Here is a 23,076-nt window from a genome sequence, read left to right as displayed (position 1 = left end):
GGTCTTCAGGAGCAGATCACCTAACTACCATCGAAACCTCGCTCCTTCATCACGGTTTTCATGCCGCGAGAAAAACTTGAAACTTATCGTTTAATCCTTGTTTTGGCGCGCAATTATCCTACGTTTTGACTCTGACTTTGCTTCAGCAATACTCTTCCGAATATCGCTGATATTGTGCAGGGAAAGTTGAGCGCGTGCAGGAGGGAGGTCCTCCAGGTCTAGGTTCATCCGCATGATAAAATAGTATGCCATCGACAATCGCACGTCGATTTTTCGCATGCCGTCGCTCATGGAATAGTCTCGCTGAATAGCGAGAGCCTGCTCCTCAGTAAGGCCAGGATGTGGCCGAAGATCAAGGGTTACGACAGTCGTCCACTCCACATCGTCTTCCGGATCATAGTTTGCCAAAGAGCCGGGTTTGATGTCATCGATACGCGTTAAAACAAAATCGCGAAAATCATCACGATCACACGCCCACGCTCGAACGTGCCAGCGATAGCCATCGAACGCCAGAGCGTGGGGGGCAATTTCACGAACACGCGAGTTTGTCAGGGATTGGTAGCGCACCTCGACCGAACGCTTTAGCCGGATCGCCTCAAGAACCAGTCGAAGGCATTCTGGATCCACATTCCTCACAATATCGGGCGCCATATCCATCGGCGGCATCTCACGAAACCATATCTCTTTCCGGGGAAGCGCACCCGTCAGCAAAGCACGCAATTGGAGCAACAGCCGATCAGCCGAGATCTTTAGGAATGACGGTTTCATCCCTTTCGTGGGTTTGAAGGTCTTATCAGTTGCATCGTATTCGATGTTGTCACCGGCGAGTTCTCTGTAGCGCCTAAGGTCGATAGATGTTTGTGGGGTGGAAATTTCAAACGTCTCTTCAAGGTCACTTCTGTTGAGTGCACCTTCCCAAAAAAGCTTCCATTCGATGAACTCGAAACGGCGATTTTGCATCCACGGACGTTTTTCATCAGTCATGCATATAATTCCTTGACGGGTATCATTTTTATACCCATATAGTTTTTAGCGGGTTTCCTAGGAGTCTCGCATCTTGGCTGCGAAGTCAACAAACACGTGGTTGTTGGAGAGAATTCATGAGCCGTGAGCATGTGGGGCATCGGGAGATCTTGAGTTTCGCGGAGGATCGTGTGAACCTTCCTCAGGACAAAGCGCATGAGTATCGAGCACAAGCGCGACGGTTGCGCGAAAAGCTCGAATCCTATCTCGACGAACATCCCGATTTTACTCTTCGCAAGATGATGCTCTCAGGAAGCTTGGCAAAGGGTACTGCCCTGCGATCGCTGAATGACATTGACGTGGCTTGTTACATCAGCGGCGCTGATGCGCCGCAGTCAGTCAGCACCTTGCTCACATATCTTGCGGAGCGGTTGCGCAAGGCATTCCCGAACTTCACGGCCGACCAGGTAACCCCCCAGACCTACTCCGTAACCGTCTCCTTTCGAGGGTCCGGGTTAGACGTCGATGTTGTGCCTATTCTTTATGATGGGGATGCACAGTGGTTCGGAAACCTTGTGAGCCAAGATGACGGATCATTCCTGAAGACCAGTATTCCCCTTCACCTCGAATTCGCAGGTAAGCGCAAGAAAGCTCAGGAGAAGCATTTTGCCCAGGTCGTCAGACTCGTCAAATTCTGGGCTCGCCGCCAAAAGCAGGAGCGCGATGGTTTCCGTTTCAAGTCGTTCATGATCGAGCTGATCCTGGCCAAGCTTTGCGATGACGGTCTTGATTTGTCCGACTATCCCGAAGCGCTGCAGCACTTCTTCACCTACATCGCGACGAGCGGCCTTAAAGATCGGATCGCCTTTTCTGACTACTATCCGCTCTCCACCATCGGTTCATTTCCCGAACCTATGCGGATTATCGATCCCGTGAACGCACTAAATAACGTTTCGCGACTCTATACCAGCGGCAACATGGAAGACATCGTGGATGCCGCACTGGACGCAGGCGATGCAATCGACGCCGCGTTAGCGGCTCCTAACAAGCAACTGACCCTCGGCTACTGGCAGAAGGTCTTTGGTTCCACGTTTCAGTTTTGAGGGCGGTGATGTCCAGCTATAGTTACACAGAAAGTGCGACATTCACCGTTACCCATGCTCGTCATATGGCGGCTAAGATCGCGACGGACCTAAAACGCATTCAACGCCTCTACGGTAAGCCAACTGACCAGACCATTGCCGACTATGAGGCTGAAGCCGTCGCTATGATGAAGGCGGGCTATCTGTCGTCTGTCACCTATGGTTTCAAGCGCGACGGTTCATGGATTGAACCGACGCTTAAGTACACGGCGCGCGATCTCGCTAACGGAATGGCGAATGATGATGATCCCGGCAAGATTCGCCCCGGGAAAGATGTATCAAACGCCTCATTCACCAGCTTCATGAATTACACCGACGCGTTTTTTGCTCTGCCTCAAGGGGATCGCGATGCCTTTAAAAGCTCGCTTCCCTTTCAGCGCTCCACCGGAACTGAGCCGCCGGTAAATGGATATCTCGCCTCCGATCACACCTATTCTGCTGGCGGTCGGGCACTCGATCGCTCATGCGTAAGGAGCTACTGATGCAAAACATGCCCGGACTGGACGAGCTTTTTGAGCGACGTCAAACTTACCCTGATTTCGAGCCTCAGGAGCGGCTCGCGCGACTAGTCGGTCTCGATGACCAAAAATCTCGCCTGGCCAAAATCCTTGGCCTCATGGTCAATCCGCAGGGGCTCGAAAAGTGGGCTGCCCGTTTTCATGCAGCTGAAGCGCGTGCCTTGCTTGATGTCATCTTACGTCGCCCGCCACTTGTTGTCCTCGCAGGGGACGTGGGCTCGGGCAAGACCGAGCTCGCCGAGACTATCGGAGACGCGGTAGCGCGCCAGGAAGACATTGAGATCACCTTGTTTCCACTCAGTCTGGCCACACGCGGCCAGGGCCGTGTCGGTGAAATGACACAGCTGCTTTCCGCGGCATTCGAGCACACGGTTCAGGCGGCAAGCAAGCTCAGGGGAGATCGAAAAGCCAAAGGCGGCATCATCCTTCTAGTCGACGAAGCCGACGCCCTTGCACAGTCACGTGAATCCTCGCAGATGCACCATGAGGATCGCGCTGGCGTCAACGCATTCATCCGGGGTATCGACCGCCTTGCGAATCTTCGGCTTCCTGCAGCGGTGATCATGTGTACGAATCGCCTCAATGCCCTCGATCCTGCGGTACGTCGCCGAGCTGCGGACATATTAGCTTTTGCTCGTCCGAGCAACGAGCAGCGACAGCACATCCTTTCGCTTCGTCTCGGCCCGCTTGGAATCACCGCAAGCCAGTTGCAGATGCTGGTGTCGGCGACTGGGGCAACGGGAGATGCTCCCGGTTTCACGTTTTCAGACCTAACCCAACGCCTCCTGCCGGCAATCGCGCTTGATGCTTACCCGCACAAGCCGGTTGAGGGAGGACGCGCACTGCAGATCGCAAAGGCGATGCAGCCGACGCCAGCTTTTCGCGATGAGGTCGTAGCAACAGAGGTTACCCGATGAGCACTTGGTCTATCCAAACGCTCCTTTCAGAGCTGCATGACGACATTCAGGAGCGACTAGGGCGTGCCCGAAAGGCTTTCGGCCATCCAGGAACGAAGGGCGACGCCAGTGAAGCTGTCTGGCTTGAGATGATGCAAACTTATCTGCCTATGCGTTATCAGGCAGCATCTGCCCATGTCGTCGACAGCACCGGAGCATTCAGCGACCAAATCGACGTGGTCGTCTTCGATCGCCAATATTCGCCCTTTATCTTCTCTTTTCAGGGGCAAACCGTCATTCCCGCGGAGAGCGTGTATGCGGTCTTTGAGGCCAAGCAATCTATCAATGCAGAACAAGTCGCATATGCCCGCAAGAAAGTTGCGAGTGTCCGATCTCTGCATCGCACGAGCCTTCCTATTCCTCATGCGGGTGGCACATACCCAGCCAAGCCGCTGCAGAATATTATCGGAGGTTTGTTGACGCTGGAGAGCGACTGGTCACCCGGACTCGGCGAAGCGCTCTCCAGTGCGCTGACTGACGGCAGCGAAGCTGACCGGCTCGATCTAGGCTGCGTGGCAGCGCACGGCATCTTTGCTCGCGATCTGGAAGGGGCCGACATGCTCACCCCTATGCGAAAGCCCGCAACTGCATTCCTCTTTGAGCTGATTGCTCGACTGCAGGAAAAAGCCACAGTTCCTATGATTGACATCCGGGCATATGCGCGTTGGCTTGATGTTGATTTACCTACCTAAGGCCGTAGCCAATAGACATCATCTGGCACTTCGGTCACCCATTTTTACTTGGAGAGGAAAGACTTCAACGATTAGACCTAAGGGCGATAAATTTGCAGAAGATGCGCTGATTTTTCACGGCTCCGGCATTGCGGCTAGAAGGGAGCGTGCTCTCATTGCTGGGTGGCGTAAGTCTGGTGTCCGATGTCTTGGGGGTAAGCTGCCACGCTCGTTCTAGGGATAATCTAAACTTCGGACCTGGACGGATCCAGATTGGCTAAAAAGCGACGACCTTTGATTGTATTCTATTGAAATACCATCGCTTAATATGACATGTTGCCTCTGGGGGAACGAATTTCATGGACATCGTATTTGGACTTTGGGCTGACGCTGGCTCCGTCCCGGATCATGGTGGTGATGGCGGCGGCTCTATGGGACAACCTGTGCTTGGACCGGCCGGTCTGGTCGATACGCTGGAGACGATACTGGGCATCGGGGGTCCGCGTAAGCCGCAGGTCGTCAGAATCGCATCGTTCCAAGCGACCTTAGAGAGCCTCGATGGAGACTACTTCTGGACCTCGTCCCTTCAAATGGATCCGTGGTCTACCGCGCAAACACTACTTGGATGGCGCGACGAACTGATCGGGTTTGGATGGCAGCATGACCAGACCTGGCGAGAGCCACGGCTAAGCAACCTCGCTGCCGCGTCTCGGGCAGCCATCGAGCTGCCGTCCGGTCTGTCCGATCGGATCGCCGCCATCATGAACGAACTGGCGGCATCCAGCATGCGTCCGCTTACCCGAATAAGACTAATCGATCCAATCGATTTATGTCCGTCGCCACTTCGCCGTCTCCTTGAACGACTTAGCAATCTCGGTTGTGTGATGGAGTCGATCAAGTCGACCGCCGCGGCCCCGGTAGAGACGTCGCTTGGAAAGCTACAGCGATGGATGCTCAACTCAAGCGGAACGTTGGAAGGGGCAGACGGTAGCGTGACGGTGGCATCGTCGGCCAGCAAGCCGCTCGCCGCCGAAATTGTCGGGCAATGGTTTGCCAACCAGACGGGGAACACCACGATTGCGCTCGTCTCACAGGACGGCGACACGGATCTTCTCGACCATGGACTGGCCGGCGCCGGTGCGCCGCGCGCAGGCCGCAGCCGGTCCTCGATCCATCGGGGATCGCTGCAACTTCTGCTACTTGCTTTCAAGATCGTCTGGGCACCATTTGACCCGCGCGCGCTGATGGAGCTCCTGGTTTTCCCCAATTCGCCCGTCTCTCCGCGCGCGGCTTGGCATTTGGCCGCAGCGCTTGAACAGGCTCCAGGCCGAGGAGGGATCGAATGGGAAGAAGCCTGGACCAAGATTGACCAGAACGAACGTCTCAGGGCACGGGGCGAGACCGGCGAGCTTGAGGCTGCCAAACGGCGGCTTTCACGCTGGCGGGAATGGGCCGAACCTCAGACAGCCGACCCAATTCTTGGCATCCCTCTCCAACAGGCATTGGCGATCTGTGACCGGGTTGCGGTCTGGGCTTCACGCAGATACGCCATGACCAATGATTTTCTGTACTCCGCGACCTCCATCCTTGCAGGTGAGGTCCGGGCAGCGCTAGCGGCGCTGGGTCGAGACCGGTTGCCCCGGCTTCTTGTCGAACGCATCATTGACCAGGCCCTCGATCTCGGCGAAGCCAATCCGAACGCGCGGGCAGAAGCAGCTAGCTGGCGGAGCGTACCGCATCCAGGCTCCATCTGGGCACCTGTTTCCACGGTGGTCTGGTGGAATTTTGGCGCTACGCGGGAAGGGTCCTTACGTTCACCGTGGAGCGAGCGCGAAAGACAGGAACTTGCGTCCGCGGACTGTCCCGCCGACGATATGGCGATGGGGGCACGCGCAGCGAGCGCCGCTTGGGAGCGCGCTATCTTGAACGCGCGCCGCTCCGTTCTCCTGATCGCTGCCGGGCTCGACAGCGATGCCGAAGACAGTTTACATCCGCTGGCACACCGCCTGAAGCCGGCGCTCGATAAGGTCGGCACGGTTCTCCAGCTTGAAACAGCGCTGCGCGCTTCCGAGATCAGTATCGGCGATACGGTGATTGGAAGGCATGCGATTGCCCCGGCGCTTCTCCCGCAAGCAAAATTTTCCTGGCCAACCCCGGCAAACTTCAACACGCGCCTAGCGGAAGCTACTCAATCGGCAACCTCGCTGGAAAGCCTGTTATCCTGCCAGCTTATGTGGGCCCTCCGACACGTCGCAAGGCTTAGGGCAGGTCGAGTTCGCTCAATCCCCGACGCAAATCAGCTTCTTGGTAATCTCGCGCATGCTATCGCCCGCGATATCTTCGTGCCTGGTGTCCCGCCCGATCCCACTTCCGCCGCGCAACAAACAACCTCACTCCTTGAAAGTAAGATTGATCAGCTCGCGGCCCCGCTACGGCATCCAGAATTTGCCGAGGAGCTCAATTTCGCGCGCAGGCGGCTGCCAGCTGCGATGGCTAGCCTGGCACGATGCCTGGTTGACAATCATCTAACCGTCGAGGCAACGGAACAACAGGTCAGCGGGACATTTGAAGCCGTGCTTTCCATGCGAGGTGCAGTTGATCTCATTACCCGTGACCAAATGGGACAAGCCGTGATCGTCGATCTCAAATGGACCCGCAGCGATCGGACACGCGTCGATGAACTCGCCAATGGCGGCGCCGTCCAGTTGGCCAGTTATGGAGCACTCGTTGCCGGAGATCAGCCCTATCGCGCCGGCTACTTCCTTCTGAACCAGCGCCAGTTTGCGACACTGGAGGGGAGCGGTCTTATTGGCCGCCTTGTTCAGGGCAACAGGTCGTTGCCGGATACCTGGACGGCGATCATCGCCGCCTGGAGGAGCTGGCGATCTGTGACCGAAGGCGGGCAGATTCTCGCAACGGGTGTGGAAGGGGTGGCGAACTTGCTCCCAAGCGATCTTACCATAGCGCGTGAGGTGCACTGCGAGCGTTGCGACTATTCAACGCTCTGTCGGGTTAGGGCTATCGCATGACAGAAGATACGACGTCACAAAACCGAGTTGACACAACGATTGCCAGTGCTGGCACCGGCAAAACGTACCGGCTCGTGCAGGACATTGTCACGGAGGTTTGTGCTGGCACAGCTCCGCACAGGATTCTCGCGACCACTTTTACTAAGAAAGCAGCTGCCGAACTTGCAGGTCGCATTCGAGCCACATTGATCGACAGGGGTCGGCCAGAGCTTGCCTCCGCGATGCTGTCTGCCCGGATAGGCACGGTGAACTCAGTTTGCGGCGCGTTGATCTCGGAATTCGCTTTCGAGCTCGGACGATCGCCAATCTCGGAGGTCATAGCTGAGGACCGACAGTCTTCGATTTTCGGAAGGGCATCCGGGTTGGTGATGGAGGAATGTGGCCCTGCGATCTCAGAGATTGCGGAACGTTTTGGTATTCAAGCACGAAGCTATTCGGCACATGGCCGAACAATCCGTGGCTGGCAGGACGACGTTCGGCGTGCAGTTGATCTGGCGCGTTCAAACGGTATTCCGAAAGAACGCCTCACCCATTGTGCAGCCCGGTCAAGCGCCGGCCTGATCGCGCTCCTGCCACTCGAGACATCCGGTCAGACAACGGAGGCTACAGACGCTGCGCTCGCATCAGCTATTGAGGCCTGTATGTTCAATATCGAGAAGAACCGGGCCAGCTTGAAAAGCGGGACACTAACAAAGGATGTCCCGACTGTTGAGAAGGCTGTCCGCACCCTGCATGGCGGAGAGCGGATATCTTGGCCTGAATGGGCGAAACTCGCCAAACTCGGAGCGACCAAAACGGATGCATCGCTCTTTGCGGATGTGATCGCGGCTGCATCCGCCCATCCAAAACATCCGGGCCTGAGGGCTGATATCGAGCGTTATATCGCGTTGATCTTCGATTGCGCAGCCAAATGCATCAGCGCGTATGCCAATTATAAACGCGAACGTGGTCTCCTCGACTTCGTCGATCAGGAAATGCTTACGCTGGACATCATCACCAATCCGGCAAACGAGGAGCGCCTTCGCGAACTAATCGGCGCGGTCTTTGTTGACGAGTTTCAGGATTCGAGCCCGATCCAAATCGCAATCTTCACCGCCTTATCGCAAATCGCCAAACGCAATCTGTGGGTCGGCGATCCCAAGCAATCGATCTACGGCTTCCGCGACGCCGACCCCGCGCTAACTATTGCCGCCTCCGCTGCCATCACCCAAGCCACAGGCGGCATCACGGGCTATCTACGTCGCTCCTACCGCACCCGCCCACAGCTTGCCGACTTCGTCAACGCGGCGATCACGCCAAATATGGCGCGGGTCGGCATGAAGGATGAAGAAATCAGGTTCGACGGATGCGAGCGGACCGAGAATACGGACACACCACCTGGCCTGTCATTCTGGCCAATGACGGGCAAGAAAAAGGATGACCGCACCGCAATGCTAGCGGCCCAGATCGCCGGTCTACTTGCCAAACCCGCTGAGTGGCCCGTCTCGGGAAAAGATGGCTGGCCGCGAAAAGCCCGTGGTGGCGACATCGCGGTCCTGTGTCGCGGAAATCAACAGGTCGGCGAGCTCGCTTTGGCTTTAACAGAACATGGCGTCCGGGTCGCGGTGGAGCGATCGGGACTCCTTGCTCAGCCCGAGATCGAACTCGCGCTCGCCGCGTTCCGATGGATCGCCGACGGTAGCGATACACTCGCACTCGCCGAACTTGCCAGGCTTGCGACTGACAACAATGATTGGTTCGCCGCTATTTTTGATAACGACGCAAAAGCCGGGCTGATCGCGCGGGTTCCGTTTGTCGACGCGCTGATCGAGATCCGCGACCGAGCGCTTCAGCTCACGCCAGTGGAGGTTTTTGATGCACTACTCCATGCGCCGACAATCATTGACACGCTCCTCAGTTGGGGTAGTGCCGAGCAGCGGCTTCAGAACTTGGAAGCTCTCCGCGGCTTGGTCGAGGCCTATCAGGACGAACAGCGTGCTGAGCGACAGGCGTCAACCTTAACTGGCGCCTGCGCGTGGATCATGTCGCGCGACGACGCTCGCCAGCCGCAAAGCCGGCATCCAGATGCCGTGAACATCATGACCTATCATGCGGCCAAAGGTCTTGAATGGCCGATCGTCTTATTGACCGAGCTCGATGCATTGGCCAAGGGTTCTCCGTTCGGCATGGTTGCCGAGAACGAAGGCGCGCCGGACTGGAGTTCCCCTCTTGCAACGCGCGTCTTGCGGTTCTGGCCTTGGCCATACGGGGAGCAACAGAAGGACGTTGGTCTGGACGTGTGGGCGCCAGTGAGCCCTGAAGGTATATCGGCGCTCGCAGAAGAGCGCCGGGAGCGGACACGCCTTCTCTATGTCGGACTCACTCGCGCCCGCGACTATCTGGTTTTGACGAGTACCGGCGGTGCCCAGCCTTGGCTTGATGAACTGCAAAGCGATGAAGGCGTGCCGCTCGTAAAGGATGCCGGAGATACCATCAGCGTGGGGGTAGAAAGGTTTACTAGCCGCCCCTCTCCCGAAGCCCTGCCAACGCCGCAATCACCCAGCAAGCCGCCTCAGGAATATGTGAGACTGGCTGCGGCACCCATCGCATACTCCCCGCTCAGGATCCGGCCCAGCGACGCCATCGTGGTCGACGCGCAGGTCACGATTGCAGACACAGAAACCATTGGCGAGCGCATCCCCTTAGTGGGAAGCCCGGATCTTCAGATGCTGGGCGAAGCAGTTCATCGGTTTCTCGCCGCAGACGATCCAGACGCGGACGGGACAAAGCGTACGCAGTGCGCTGCCGCCACTCTTGCCCGTTGGGGCGTTCCACAATTAAATGCCGCTGACGTCGTCGCGATCTCGGACCGATTGCAGAGTTTCATCACACGACGGTTCGGTAGCGCCACTCGATTGAAGGAATGGCCTATCCATGCCGAGGATGGCCTCCAAATCGTCAGCGGTCGCCTCGATCTTCTGATCGACCTTGGCGACGGATTTGCGATCATCGATCACAAGAGCTTCCCGGGCTCCGTTGCAATCGACGAAAAACGGTTGCGGGAATTCGCAGGTCAGGTCCGCCTCTACGCCCGCGCAATTCAGAGGATAACTGGCAAAAGCCGCTTCGAATATTGGATTCATCAACCGATCGCAGCGGTGATGACAAAAATAGAGCTACCGTAGCGACAGCTATAGTTAAAAAGGCTTAGGCGTTGGCCTGCCCCTCAACGATTGACCAACGCGGTTTGGCTCCGGTGAGGACTTGACCAGCTTTGCAAATTGGTGCGGACCAAAAATGGCAACCACGGGACGGGAAAATATATGCCGCAAGTAAATCAGTTTTTTCAGCCGCCACTTTACTGGCAACAGTTCGAGGAACTGACGGAAAGCGTTGTTGCGGAGGTGTTTCGCTCGGTGCCGACCAGAGTTGGCAGACCGGGCCAAGCACAGAATGGCGTCGATGTTTACGCGAAAACCAAATCGCACGGACACCTTGGCATCCAGTGCAAGAGATTAACTGATCTGGATCCTAATAACTTTCCGTTACCTGGAGGACCGATTACCTCAAAGATTCTAGAAGATGAGGTACGCGCAGCGAGCGGGTTTCATCCAAATCTAAAAACCTTCATACTGGCGACCACGGCGAAGCGCGATGCGAAAGCACAACTCGCGGCACGCCTTTTGAACGACGCAGGCGGCCGGGCCAGTTCACCAAAACATATTATCGTTTGGTTTTGGGACGATTTCGTTTCTTATCTCAATCTCTTCCCTAAACTTCAGGAGTGGTACTATGAGACCGTCATACATATTCGTGGCGTAGACGACCAGGACCGGCTGTTTCTGGAACTGATTGCCGCGGCGTTCCACCGACCGGCGTTTGAAAATCCCATGCAGGATGAACAAGCAGGTGATTTTCTTCAGGCCTTGAAAGACACTCAGCAGGCTCTGAGAACCGGCGAACTTGTCGATCGGCAAAGCCGCAACGTGATCCGCAAAGCTATCGGCGGGATGCGCGAAATCTCTAACGAGGACTGGAGTCGGGCATTGGTTTCACTCGATACGGAGACCCGTATGCTCCGCTCCGCCCTGTCTGCGGCCCTACGCTCAAAAGCAGCGTTTCACTATCAGGGCTTTCTGTATATCAGAGAGTCGCAGTTGCAACAGCGGTTGGAGGTCGGGCGGCAATCGTGCATTGAGCAGCTCAACGAACTGCTCGCTGACGCGGGCGTTACTCCACTCTAACCAGCAGGGCTTTCAATCGCCCGCACACTCGCCGTCGAGACGGAGCGACCTTGAAATCTGACCATGATTTCTCGTTTCGCGTTGAGAAATACTTTGTCTCAGGCTGGAACGTCCAAGAGCGCTGAAATAGCTCACCGAATGGGCTGGCCCTCTGCCCTCAACCGAGACCTGCCTGCCTCTTTTCTCTCGACGCTACACGCGGCACTCTCAGTTCGATACGCTTCATGCAAGCACTACAACCCGCCGCTCTGCCCATGCCAAACCTGCCGGGGTTCTCAGATATAGGCTGGCATGGCGCCCTCAAGCTTCATTATGATCTACCGAAACTCCTGCGTTAACTACCAAGTCCGTCGATCTAAAGATGGCGGAGCCCTCCGCTCTCTGGCATCGAACGCAATAGATGTTGCCATTATGAAAATTTTCCGCAAACGATCGTCCTGCAACTAGGGATAAGAGAATGTCTGGCGGACGGATCGCACTGAGTGGCTTCGACTACCAAACGATCGTGATTCTGGACCAGCTGTTCGATCATTTCGATGAGCACCCGGGAAACGCCTGGGCGCGGCCTGAAGGCACCGACGATCTGGATTTGGTTTGGAAGGAGGGCGGTCGCGACCACTTTCGCCACATACAGGTGAAAAAGCCTCGTGAATCAGATCAGGGCGTCCTCAAGAAACAGCCTTGGAGGCTCTCTGAAGTCGCTGATGAGCTGTTGCCGAACACTCTTCGTCAACTCAGCGCCGGGGACAGCCAACAGGTCTGGATCCTAGGTGACGCGGTGCAGCCCGATGTGAGGCGCCTAGTGGCTGCGGGCACATCTGCGGCTAGCGTTGAGGCTGGCCTCTACTGGTCTGTGGTGCATTTGATGGCTCGGGCCGCTGTGATGGACGAGCTCCCAGGGGACCATCGCAAATCCTTGTTGCAATGGCGATTTGGGAACCCGACGAGCGTCGCCGCTGACGCACGAAATCAACTCGTTGCCACGTTCGGTCAGTTGTTGACCGACGCAAAGGCCGGCTCCGACGTCGTCCGCCTCTATCAGGAGCGCGTCTCCTGGATCGACCAGCGTTTCGCTGGAGTGATTGCTCGGGTCAAAATCCTGGAAAACTATGGAACGGGAGCAGAAGTGGGTCAGCGGTTCCAGGATCGATTGCGGCGTGAATATCGCCTGCCGGCAGAAGTGGTCGCGGACAGTCTGTTTGGCAATTTGAGATCGTTCATCAACGATGTTGCCAAACAGCCGGGACAAATGATTGACCGGCAAAGCTTCGAAATACAGCTGCGTAGCGCATGGCCGCAGATGAGCAGCGCGACAGAACCTCCGATCGCGCCAGCAGAAGCAATATCGCGGCGCGATCTGGTTGATCCCCTCATCACGCCCACAGCCGCAACGGTCGTCGAGGTCATCGGTATTTCGGGATCTGGCAAGACGACCCTCGCCGCCCAGGCAGCATCTGCGTTGAGAGACCATGACCCTGCCCGCCTTCCCATCTACGTTCGCGTGCGGGCGGATGCGGCCTTTCGCGACGTCATGTCGGGAATTGCTTTCCACTTGTTGCGCCGCGGGACGCCTGACCTGTTTGGACTTGCCGTCGAGAGCAAACCTGCCGACGAGACGGTCATCGACCGCCTGGCGGAGATCTGCAGCGGTCTCTCCAGGCCAGTACAGTTGCTGCTAGACTTGGCAGACGGATCCTGCAGCACCCAGTTTGGCCGGGATCTTGGGCAATTTGCCCGCGCCCTGACGCCGGGGGCCTGCCGTCTTGTCGTCTTTGGTCACCAGAGCACATTTGGCACGCTAAGTCGCGCTGTGGCCCGCTCTTCTGGCGTTCAAACGATCGATATGCGCGGTTTCCACCGGGAGGAGTTCGTGAGCCTCGTCGATCGTTTCCATCCCGGCGCTGATAGGAGCGTGCTTTTCGGAATCTTCAATCGCGTCACCGCAGGTCGGCCGGCCGGGCTTTACGCACAGCTGGCCGAGGCCCTGGCCCGCCAAACCTCGCTGGCGGCAATGCTCGATATCGCACAGCGACCGGCTGAGGATATGGTTTCCGCTGCGGAGCAAAGGCGCTTCGATCAGCTTGCGCCGGCGGTCAGGCCAGCGGCGGAACGTCTTGTATGCTTTGCCCTGCCGTTTCGAAGGCAGGATGCCGAGGCAGCGTTCCCGGATGAAAATGTTGGCGCTGCCATTGGCGCCCTAGTTTCGCTCGGGCTGCTTCGCCACGAAGCCGAGGGTCTGCTTGAAATGCATGAAACAGTCCGCGCAGGGCTTGAATCCGGAATCGCGCCAAAAGTCCGCCAGAGTGCCCACAGCGCATTGGCGGCATGGTGCGAACAGAAGGGAGACATCGCCTCTCAAATTTTCCATCTCGAAAGGGCCAATCGGTCTGGCGAAGCCGACAGTCTTGCCAAAGACACGTTTCTTCGTGGTGACGCGTGGCGCAGCATCGAAGGCTATGTGAAGCGCCGAGCACTCGTCACCGCGCAAGACGTCATCGACGTTGCCGCGCGACCCGGGCGCATCGCCGACTTCTATCTTTTTCGCGACCTGGTGTCAGAGCTGGCTTCGGACGGAGTCGACGAGACCCTCATGGGCTTACTGGCCCAACAGCGTTCCCGATATTTCGCCGACTATGAGTGGGCGCGGCCGATCGTCGAAACAATTCTTGTCCTCCGTCCCTCCCGTTTTCAGGACTTACTCGAGTTTACCGTCATTCATGCAGCAAATGCCGTGGAACGCGAGCATGGCCTCACTTGGCTACTGATTGCCACCCGTGGAGGGCGCTATGTCCCAAATGACGAACTTGTTCCATTCGCGAGTTCGCAACCTGCCGATATTCAGCGAATGCTGTTACCAGTCCTGCTGCACGACGGCCGGCGCGCCGCCCTGAGATTGGCGTTCGAGATCTTTGCTCGCCCTGTTCACGACGAGCTCCACCGCCGCACGTACCCGCATTCGGTGGGTCTGACGATCGATAAACGCGACGACGCGGTAGAAATTCTAGCAGCCCTGCCGGCCGTTTCCGCATCGGCGATGATCGCAAGGCGATCGTTGGGATTTGGCACCCTTGGATCGCTGATCTGGACGGCACGACAGGCGCTACGCCCCTTCTGCGTTGACATCCTCCGCGCCGATGGCAACGAGCCCGAGGTGAGAGTCAACGCCTGGCGGGTTCTGCTCTTTATCGGATATCCAGCTCCTCAGTCGCTGCTGGACCCGCTGGCGCCGGGGACAGGTCTCGAAGACTATACTCTCCTCGGCCCGGCCTTCGCGCCCGCTGCATATGATGCCGATCGTTATTCGACGATTTTGCTCGATCCATCCGCAGCGATGACCCATCGACAGACTGCTCTGGCGGTCTTGCTATTCCTCAATGAAGATCTGGGATCGCTGCGCAGCCGGCTTTCTGCCTTGGCCCATGATCCACTCTCTTCGCTTTGGGACTGGTTCTTTGTGCTGCTTTTCGCAAAACAGCCCTTCCCCGCCGGTGTCGCATCGCTAAAAACCATGCTCGTATCACCGTCCGGAGATCAGTTGCCGCCCCCCTTCTTTGCTACGTGTCTCGATACAGTGGCAGAGACAGCTTGGGCCGAAGTGACTGACCTTCTATTAGAGGGCGTCGGACATAAGGATAGGGTTATCCGGCTCGCCTCCGCCGTAGGACTTGGCCGCCGCCGTTCCGCCCGCGCGTTCGATACTCTTCGACACAGGATGGTTATCGAGCTGGATCCGGTGGTAGGCTTGATGCTTGCGCAGGCCCTTGCCGCATCCGGTCCCACGTCGGCCGGTGATTTGTCGTCGGGTCTCGCGACAGGAGAACGCAATCTCTGGCAATGTATCGTCGCGACACGGACACGCGACGAGAGTTTTGCGCCGGAACTCATCAGGCTTGCAACAGATCCATCCGTTCATTGGGTGGTCCGGCGAGCGGCGATCTGGGCGTCAGGCCGCCTCAACTATGCCGGCGCTCTTCAGAAAATCGCGCCACTCGTTTTGGCGGAGAGCACGCCTCTGACGATCGATCATGACGATAACCTGCATTGTCATTCCTCGCTCGGGAGTATGCTGGAAAGTGGTGTCGCGGATCTCGTGAGTTGGGGCGAGGCAAAATTCGTCCAGACCGTTGGTTCGATCTTGGAGCACGAGTGGAGTGACCTTATGCCAAGGGGCATTCTTCCTGAGCCGTCGGAGGCCGCCCGCTGGTTGTATACGAGCCTGAAGAAGAATCCGTCGACGGCCGGCGCTCAAGATTTGCTGAATGCACTCCACATACCCCTCCTTCACGCGTCAGTGGTTCGGGCATTTCGCATATGTGGGCGCGCTCAAGAAATCGAAGACGTCCTGGCAACCACGTCTTCAATCTGGTTGGCGGTCAAATGCCTCGCAGAACGGCGCAGGGTCGTGGACAACGATCCGGACCTTGGCCAGCGCTTGCGCCGCCTCCTGTCCAATTCGACCTGTAGCGACACATCTTTATTGAGCCGGGTTGTCGATGACATCGAAGACAGTCTAGGTAAGTCGGCTGCGGGAGCCAAACCAGCACCACCTATCGTGCCTGTGGAGCCGAGACCTCGCAGCCTTGATTACGCTGAGACAGTTCGCGCTCTGCGGGGCGCCTCAGACTTGGGTCTCGACGATGGGCAGCCTGTGGCGATTGTGCCGCTGGACCGGGAGGAAGTGGTAAGGCTTGTCGCTCTGGCTGATCCGGCGAATGATCCCCCAACTGGAGTTACACGGTTCACGCCGGCAATGACCTTCACGGACGAGGGTCATGTTGTCGGCCAGGAAAGCTGGACGTCAACTGGCGGCACCAGCGTTTCCGAACGCCTTCGCTCCGCCATTGCTGCTGCCAATCGATTTGGCTTGCCCATGCCCTGGCACGAACAACGCCTTCGATCATCTTGGAACGGCACTTATATCGGTCACTTCATTACCAGCCTCGGCGCGCAGGCCGACGCCGACCGCCTCTACCAAGCGCTCGAATCCGATCCTGACATCCTGCTGCCCGTCCTGGGAAAGTTCGGCGGGACTACGGCGGTGGAACCCCTTCTCGATGACCGGCTAGCTCCTATCATCAATCGCTGTATCTCTCTCGGCGACGATGCATTTTTCGAATGCCTCTGCAACTTGGTGCAGCGGGTATCGCCGCAAGCGGCCATTCCGCTCCTGTCCGGACTGCTCAGCAGATGGGCTTCGCGATTTGAATTGACATCGCCCGACTGCCAGGCAGAAAACATCGAGCTATGGCGTGGTTTTGCGAGACTCAAGGAGCACCCACGCTTCCACGATATTGCTGGATGGCGCAGGATCTTGGAGAACGTTTTATCGGCAACGATGCGCTGGTTTCACAAACAGGACATTGTGCGGGTACTCGAAACCGATGCCGCCTCTTATGTGACGATCGAGAACCGGCTATCGCGAGAGGAAAACTGGGTTCATTTCTATCAGTGTGAGATTGACAGACTGGACGAGGCCGCCGAACGACTGTTTCGGCAAACCCGCCAATAGGCAGACAAGTTTGCTGCCCCTGCTCCAGAGGAAGAGCGGCGCAGTATGAACATAGCTTGCTATGGCAAGTATATAGCGCCGGCAACAGGACATCGGAATGGAATGCTTCAGGATCGATGAAAGCGGGTACACAGGCTTTGACTTACTCAATGCCGATCAGCGTTTCCAAGGTGCGTCTGCGATCGCTATCGAAGATGAAGAGGCTGGAAGGCTTATCCGAACGCATTTCCCCAAACTCCAGGCCGCAGAGCTGAAGTATCGCGCCCTTTCCCGGCGCCCGGCAAATCACCCACGTCTTTTGGGGCTGCTGCAGGATGTCCACACACTTCACAAGTGCATCACCTATGTCTGCGACAAGCGCTATCTGCTGACCCTCTTTTTCGTGGACTACGCCGTCGAGCCTTACTATTTCGAGCGAGGGTTCGATCTCTACGCGGATGGCCAGAACTATGCCATGGCGTCGCTGCTCTATACCATCGGCCCGACTCTTTTAGGAGAGGCCGGTTTCAACGAGCTTATGACGGCATTCCAGCTTGCGGTGAAAGACAAAAGTCCGTTGTCGAGAGTCCGGCTGACCTCGGCCGCAAGGAATGTCCGCTGGACCGAAGTCCCCGAAATTCTTGGCCCTCTCGCGCAATATGCGTCCCCGGAATGTTGGGATGCGATTTCTAACCCAGATGTCACAACGGACGCAGCATTGGTCGTGCTGCAATCATTGATCTCGCGCATGGAGGTGATGGCCGCTGGACCGTATCGCGTGGAGCATGACCAATCAAAAAATCTTCTGACCTACCACCCGTTGATCCAGAGATTCATCGACCACGACGTGGCTATCGAGTTCCATCCTACGGAAATCACGACCATGAAATTTCCACTGAAGCTTACGGAGGCGGCCCAGGTCGATTCAAAGAAAAGCCCAGCGGTGCAGTTGGCGGACGTTATGATTGGCGCGGCGCTGGAGATGGCGAATAACAAGCATGGTCTGCGTGTTGGCGGCCTAAATGCTGACGATGTCCTAAGCCTCTATGGCGATGGCCAGATAGCCCATATGTTGCCTTCGACAGACTTTGAGGAGCAGCGGCGCTTTCGGCGGGGGTCTCAATCTTCGCAAATGATCGACTACTTCGCAGCAAATTTCTTCGACCCGAGTGGCACCAATAAACATTCCTAGATGGCGGTGATCGGTGGAGGAAGACTATGCCCAAAAAAGACGGATAGGATCGCGCGCCAATGAGACAGGACCGTGTGCGGTCATAGCTTCATCCGGGAAACGAATCCGCCTCGTGGATCCTCTCCTGACGCGGCTTATTCCACGGCCCAATGCCCTTGATCGTTTTCCGGCCGAGGAACTCCGTTTCAACCTTTCCGAGCCTTGTCTCCATCCGCCGCTTGAGCTCGTGTCGGTTCAATTCCATTTGCCCGATTTTGCGGTGAAACAGATCACTGTCGTCTCTGGTTGAAGCGAGCTCTTTCCTCATCCAGACTGCCGCGCGTCGGTCAGCAGCATGCGTGAAAAGCGTCCACGCCGCGTATGCGCGCTCAGCATCCTCGGCGGCGCAAAATGCTGACCACCAATAGTGCGCGCAAGATTCGAGATAGCGAAAATGAGCTGTGCGCTCTTCAAGCCCGGTAAGCGGGGGCGTGTTCCCAGTAGTCGCTGGCTCTCCACGAGTCGGTTGGGAGGGCAAAGAAATAAAGCCCGACAGAGCGATTGCCCGTTTGCGCCGCCATGGTATTGCCGAGTTGTACTCTTGTGAGATGTGGTGGTCCAGCCAATCGATCTTGCCTTGAAACTGCGCAGCCATCACGACATTAAGCAGGTCTAGGTCAGTGTTGCTGTGAGCGAGATCAAGAGCCTCTTCCCTGATGGCAAAGACAGCTGGTGAATCCGGTGAGCGGAACGCTACGTGGACCATCTCATCGATGCCTCCCAGCCCGACATAGCGTGTTGACATCGTCCGTCGAAGAGCCCGCCACAGTGCCGCACCCTGGTCCGGGTCGCTGGAGAGAAGTGCTTCGCAGAGCGACAGATAGACTCCTTCGGCCAAGCGGACCCGCCTCGAAAAGTCCGAAGAAAGCTCGTCCATGCCAACCAACCAAGACGCAACGCGATCGGGAGCGTGCCGCTGAGCTGATTTCATGTCCTCCACGGCGACCTCCACGAGATAGAGTTTCGCACCCAGCTTTCTTGCTTCTGCAATGCATGCCCCCGCCGTCTCACGGGTTTTCTTGCGAAGGTCCATTCGCAATTTCGGGTCCATCAGGAATTGCATTCCTCGCTTTATGTCTTCCGCGCTACCGCTGCTCGCGGTTTCACCGATTTCGAAAGACAACGGGTTTTCCTGCTGCTTTACGCGATCGACAAAAATCTGCGTCCCGGGATCAGGTTCCTCCAAGCCGGTCGTCTCCAGAGCATGTCCGAAGATCTCAGCAGCTAGTCGAACATCCGATGGCTCCTCTCCTCGATGACGGGCTGCTTCGATCAACCGCCAAGGGGCAACACGCGGTGCAAACTGCTCAAAAGGAACTCCGAGTGATGCCGTCATCAGGGCTGCCGATCCATAGTGGTTCACCCATAGATTGGCCTCAGCAACGTTCCAAGACCAATCTCGATCAAACAGCGATTTGCCAAACCGGACTGCGTCCGCGGTTGCAAGCGTCTTGAATGCAACGCCACGGTCTTCCGAATCGCCGCCAAAGGCGACGGATTCGATCCAATGCCATGTTCTTCCACCAAGCTGCGTCGGAAACATCGAGAAAAGAATAAGCAGATTCCGCTTTTGCATGGGTGTGCCGAGCTCGAAACGCTCTACGAGATCATCTGTGTCTTCGACTCCCGGCTGTTCGAGGACATAAAAAAGGTCAGTGAGAATGAATTCGAGGTCGGCCTCAACGACAGTTTTGAATTTCTGGCGAGGCGTTTGATTCCGTAGCTCAAGCATCAGCATTTGCGTAGCAGCGAAGGTTTCCTCATTCGCGTCGTGATTTTTCGCGCTGTGCCGCAAGGTGTTCGCCGCCACTGCGTCGTTGTCGTCTGATAATACAAACGCGTCCGTTGAACCCATGGCCGCCGAATAGCGGCTTTCGGCGGTATGTAAGCCAAGATGCCCAATGGCATCCCGAGCGATCTTGGCAAGGCATTCGGGCGCACAGCGGGCGAGCGCTGGGGCGAGATCCTCAAAATCAAGCTTTTCCGAGGTCGTCCCAAAGTGAGAGGCGGAGAGCTTTTGCGCATCGACCTTAGAGGTCTCTTCCAGAACTGCAGTCACAAATTCTTCGGGGAATTCGACCGACGGATCGATCAGCCATTCCTTCGCCCGTCGTAGCCGCTGGAAGACGTCTAGGGTTGTGTCCGTGAGTACTTCGTTCACGTGTCGTCGCTCGAGCGGGAAAAACCTGCTCGTGGCCGGATTCGGCAAGTAATCAGCTTCGTACGTAACCCAATAATCGATACGAGGATCAATTTGCTCTGCCCGCTCGTCGTCGTCTTCGAACCCCGTCAACCTCAATACAAGGGCCGCAACACGCGCCGGCAGTTCCTTTTTCACTCCCTCCTCCGGATGCCGAGAGCCAATATCGGCTGCAACCTTTCTCAGCATCGCAGCTGTATCCAGCGCATCGACTTCGTTGAACAGACATAGCCATTTCAGGCGATCCAAGACATCGTGCTGGCCGGTGACGGCCGCTGAAAGCGCGGCGGCGCCGAGGGCCTTCGACGCAGGCGCCAAAGGGAAACCCTCCAGTATCCCGGCCGCTTCCTTGTAAAGCGCGTCATCCTTCGATTCGACGAAAAGCAAATTCCGACCCAGAACGGTCAGCTCACCTTCCGCATCAACCCCTAGGCGCCCGATGAAGCGATCGCGCCGCAAATCGTCGGCATTGGCGCGGCCTGAATAAAGATTGCGCGAGATGGTCGAAAACCATGTCTCAAGACGGTCGACGATAATGCCAGCGGCATTACCGTCACTCTTGGGAAGTGATCGCAGCGCATCAAGTGCCCAAAGGCGTGCGGACGCGTGCCCGCTGCCTGGCGAGTGTTCGACGGCGTCAAGCAATGGCCCAGGAATCCGGGTTGCGAGGCCCGCAAGCTCATGTCGATGTTGATCACTGACGTTCTGAGTCTGGAGCCATGCTGTCACGAGCACCCCACCTGTTGGCGGACGATCGCCACCATCACGTTCAAGTACAATTGAAACCGCGGCGCGCAGGATTTCGGCGCGCTGGTCCAAGCCCCCAATCGGATCGAGCCAATGGTTCAGTTCGGTCTCCAATTTGTCGAAGGCCGGTGGATCTATATCGTCGAGAACTGAAAGGAGCGCAGCACCCAACGCATGCGAGACCATCATCGCGGTGAGCTCGAGCTGGTCCGTCGCCGTGCTCGACGCAAAAGGCCCATCGATGATATCGCTGAGCCTGTTGAAGATATGATCCTCGTTGAGGTCGGGGCGGCTTGTCGTCTCTCCGAGTTCTTTCTTGGTGTAGCTCCGATGTCCATCGCGATAGCGCTGGGCGATCGTTCGCAACCATGCTCGCCATTCCATCTCAGTAAACGAATGGCCTGCACGCACGTTCAAGGTATCGCGGCCGTATTCCCACAAAAGACGGTGAATTGTGACTTCGCCAGTCCCCCGGACGCGGTCACGGAAGCGGACTACGAGCTCAAAAAGACGCGGCACGCGCGCAAGTTCAAGGAGATCATCCTGCAACTTGTTGCGTGTCAGGCCTTCGAGGGCAAGCATCTGGTCGAGCTCGCCACCGACCCTAGAATCGTATTTCTCGACCTCAACCGGCGTTGATTTGCTGATCAACGATTTTAGCTGACTAAGGCCTTCATTGAAATGATGCTTCCTCGTACTGACCATCACGCGTACACGCCCCTCGAAGACAGGGGCTTGTAACGCCTTCAGCAGGGATATCCATGGTACGGATTGCTCCTGGTTCAAGCCATCTAGAAAAAGAGTAAGAGCCGGGCCGTCTGCCGATGGCCGGAGGAGAAGGCGGTCAAGCCGAAGGCGCCAGCGTCTGTGGTCACCCGTTTGGGTAAGCTCGTAAAGACGCTCCGCAAGGAAATCCTTCACGACGACCTCTGATACGGCTCGCAATCCCGCAACTGTTGAAGAGCCGACGGTGAGGATGATCGGCTGATCATCAAGGCTGTCCATCAGCCAGTCGAGTGCCGCCCAGGTTTTTCCAACACCTTCCCAGCCGACAATCGCCAACGGCGAGTCTATAGCCGACGGATTTTTCCACCAGCGATCGAAAGCCGCACTGGCAGAGGCGCGCTTGATTTTCTTCTCGCGTGCACCTGCGGCTGCGTCCTGGCCCAAAATAAAGTTGCACTCCTTTGGCTTGTACCAAAGGTCTTCCAGCTTGGCATGAGACTTTTCCCGCAACGATTTGAAGCCAATGTGCCAGGGTTCAAGCGACCTGCGCAGTTCCTCTATGGCTGAGCCGCAGAAAGGCTGAAGATCACGCGCTAAGGCCCCTGCTTCCGAACCGAAAAATTCGGATACGATATCTGGGTTGAACGCACAGAGCGCCGCTACACGACCTAGCTGGTCTTCTGGCCAATCGAGGATGACGACGGGTACCCCGCTTTCCTCGCTCGCAGATTTCAAGCTGTCTGCGATCTGTTGCGTCACATCTCGCGTAACAACAAAGATCCAGGCTTCCAGAGCGCCATCATACATTCGAGCTTGATCGAAAGCGCCCAGCACATCACGTGGGCGCAGATTCGTGGTGTCCTTGTACTTTTTGCACTCGATGCGAAGGTCACGTCCGCGCTCGCCGGCGGTGCCATTGTCGGCCCCAAACTGAAAACCAGAACTCGCGACATAAATACGGACGTCCAGCAATTTTCCAATCAATGCGGCAGAGAGACGTTCCAGTTTCTTGTCGTCTGGTTCACCATGGATTATGGCCTTCAGCTTGGCCTCGATATCCCTCTCGGACAAAACCAGACTCATCCGCCTACCCTTCTCGCAATACATCCCAAACGTCGCCGGCTACGTGACCACCTCGCACGAGCATGTCATTCACGGCCGAAGCCTTCCAGACCAACACGC

The 23,076-nt window shown here is 57.0% G+C and carries 11 protein-coding genes; 9 read left to right on the top strand and 2 right to left on the bottom strand.

Annotated elements, in window-relative coordinates; all coding sequences use genetic code 11:
- Positions 1 to 90 precede the first annotated feature (90 nt).
- Positions 91 to 984 (bottom strand): helix-turn-helix transcriptional regulator, encoded by an 894-nt coding sequence (locus AB4Z23_RS25890; RefSeq protein ID WP_441361011.1) that lies wholly within the window; start codon positions 982 to 984, stop codon positions 91 to 93.
- 116 nt (positions 985 to 1,100) lie between these two features.
- Here AB4Z23_RS25890 and AB4Z23_RS25885 point away from each other — a divergent pair, with 116 nt between their 5' ends.
- The 9 genes from AB4Z23_RS25885 (at position 1,101) to AB4Z23_RS25845 (ending at position 18,182) form a co-directional block, all read left to right on the top strand.
- Positions 1,101 to 2,066 (top strand): CBASS oligonucleotide cyclase, encoded by a 966-nt coding sequence (locus AB4Z23_RS25885; RefSeq protein ID WP_441361010.1) that lies wholly within the window; start codon positions 1,101 to 1,103, stop codon positions 2,064 to 2,066.
- 8 nt (positions 2,067 to 2,074) lie between these two features.
- A complete protein-coding gene (locus AB4Z23_RS25880) occupies positions 2,075 to 2,587 on the top strand; it encodes an HORMA-1 domain-containing protein (RefSeq protein ID WP_210349139.1) in 513 nt (170 codons plus the stop codon).
- Positions 2,587 to 3,540, top strand: coding sequence for an AAA family ATPase (locus tag AB4Z23_RS25875; protein WP_441361009.1), 954 nt, complete (start codon positions 2,587 to 2,589; stop codon positions 3,538 to 3,540). Before AB4Z23_RS25880 ends, AB4Z23_RS25875 begins: the two co-directional genes overlap by 1 nt.
- Entirely contained in the window at positions 3,537 to 4,271 is a 735-nt protein-coding gene (locus AB4Z23_RS25870) for a DUF6602 domain-containing protein (protein ID WP_441361008.1), read from the top strand. The genes AB4Z23_RS25875 and AB4Z23_RS25870 overlap by 4 nt, the downstream gene beginning before the upstream one ends.
- A gap of 422 nt (positions 4,272 to 4,693) precedes the next feature.
- The gene (locus AB4Z23_RS25865) at positions 4,694 to 7,279 is read left to right on the top strand and encodes a RecB family exonuclease (RefSeq protein ID WP_441361007.1); all 2,586 of its coding nucleotides are present in this window, start codon (positions 4,694 to 4,696) and stop codon (positions 7,277 to 7,279) included.
- Complete coding sequence (locus AB4Z23_RS25860) at positions 7,276 to 10,443, top strand: UvrD-helicase domain-containing protein (RefSeq protein WP_441361006.1); 3,168 nt, start codon at positions 7,276 to 7,278, stop codon at positions 10,441 to 10,443. The genes AB4Z23_RS25865 and AB4Z23_RS25860 overlap by 4 nt, the downstream gene beginning before the upstream one ends.
- A gap of 138 nt (positions 10,444 to 10,581) precedes the next feature.
- On the top strand, positions 10,582 to 11,502 hold the full coding sequence (locus tag AB4Z23_RS25855; protein ID WP_441361005.1) for a hypothetical protein: 921 nt from the start codon (positions 10,582 to 10,584) through the stop codon (positions 11,500 to 11,502).
- 457 nt (positions 11,503 to 11,959) lie between these two features.
- Positions 11,960 to 17,011, top strand: coding sequence for a hypothetical protein (locus AB4Z23_RS25850; RefSeq protein WP_441361004.1), 5,052 nt, complete (start codon positions 11,960 to 11,962; stop codon positions 17,009 to 17,011).
- Positions 17,012 to 17,108: 97 nt separating this feature from the next.
- Positions 17,109 to 18,182 (top strand): hypothetical protein, encoded by a 1,074-nt coding sequence (locus AB4Z23_RS25845; RefSeq protein WP_441361003.1) that lies wholly within the window; start codon positions 17,109 to 17,111, stop codon positions 18,180 to 18,182.
- Positions 18,183 to 18,270: 88 nt separating this feature from the next.
- On the opposite strand, the gene AB4Z23_RS25840 is transcribed toward AB4Z23_RS25845, so the two are convergent.
- Positions 18,271 to 22,977 (bottom strand): hypothetical protein, encoded by a 4,707-nt coding sequence (locus AB4Z23_RS25840; protein WP_441361002.1) that lies wholly within the window; start codon positions 22,975 to 22,977, stop codon positions 18,271 to 18,273.
- Positions 22,978 to 23,076 lie beyond the last annotated feature (99 nt).

The organism is Agrobacterium sp. MCAB5 (assembly GCF_052114365.1).
GTDB lineage: Bacteria > Pseudomonadota > Alphaproteobacteria > Rhizobiales > Rhizobiaceae > Agrobacterium > Agrobacterium tumefaciens.
This window is presented reverse-complemented; position numbering and strand designations above follow the sequence as displayed.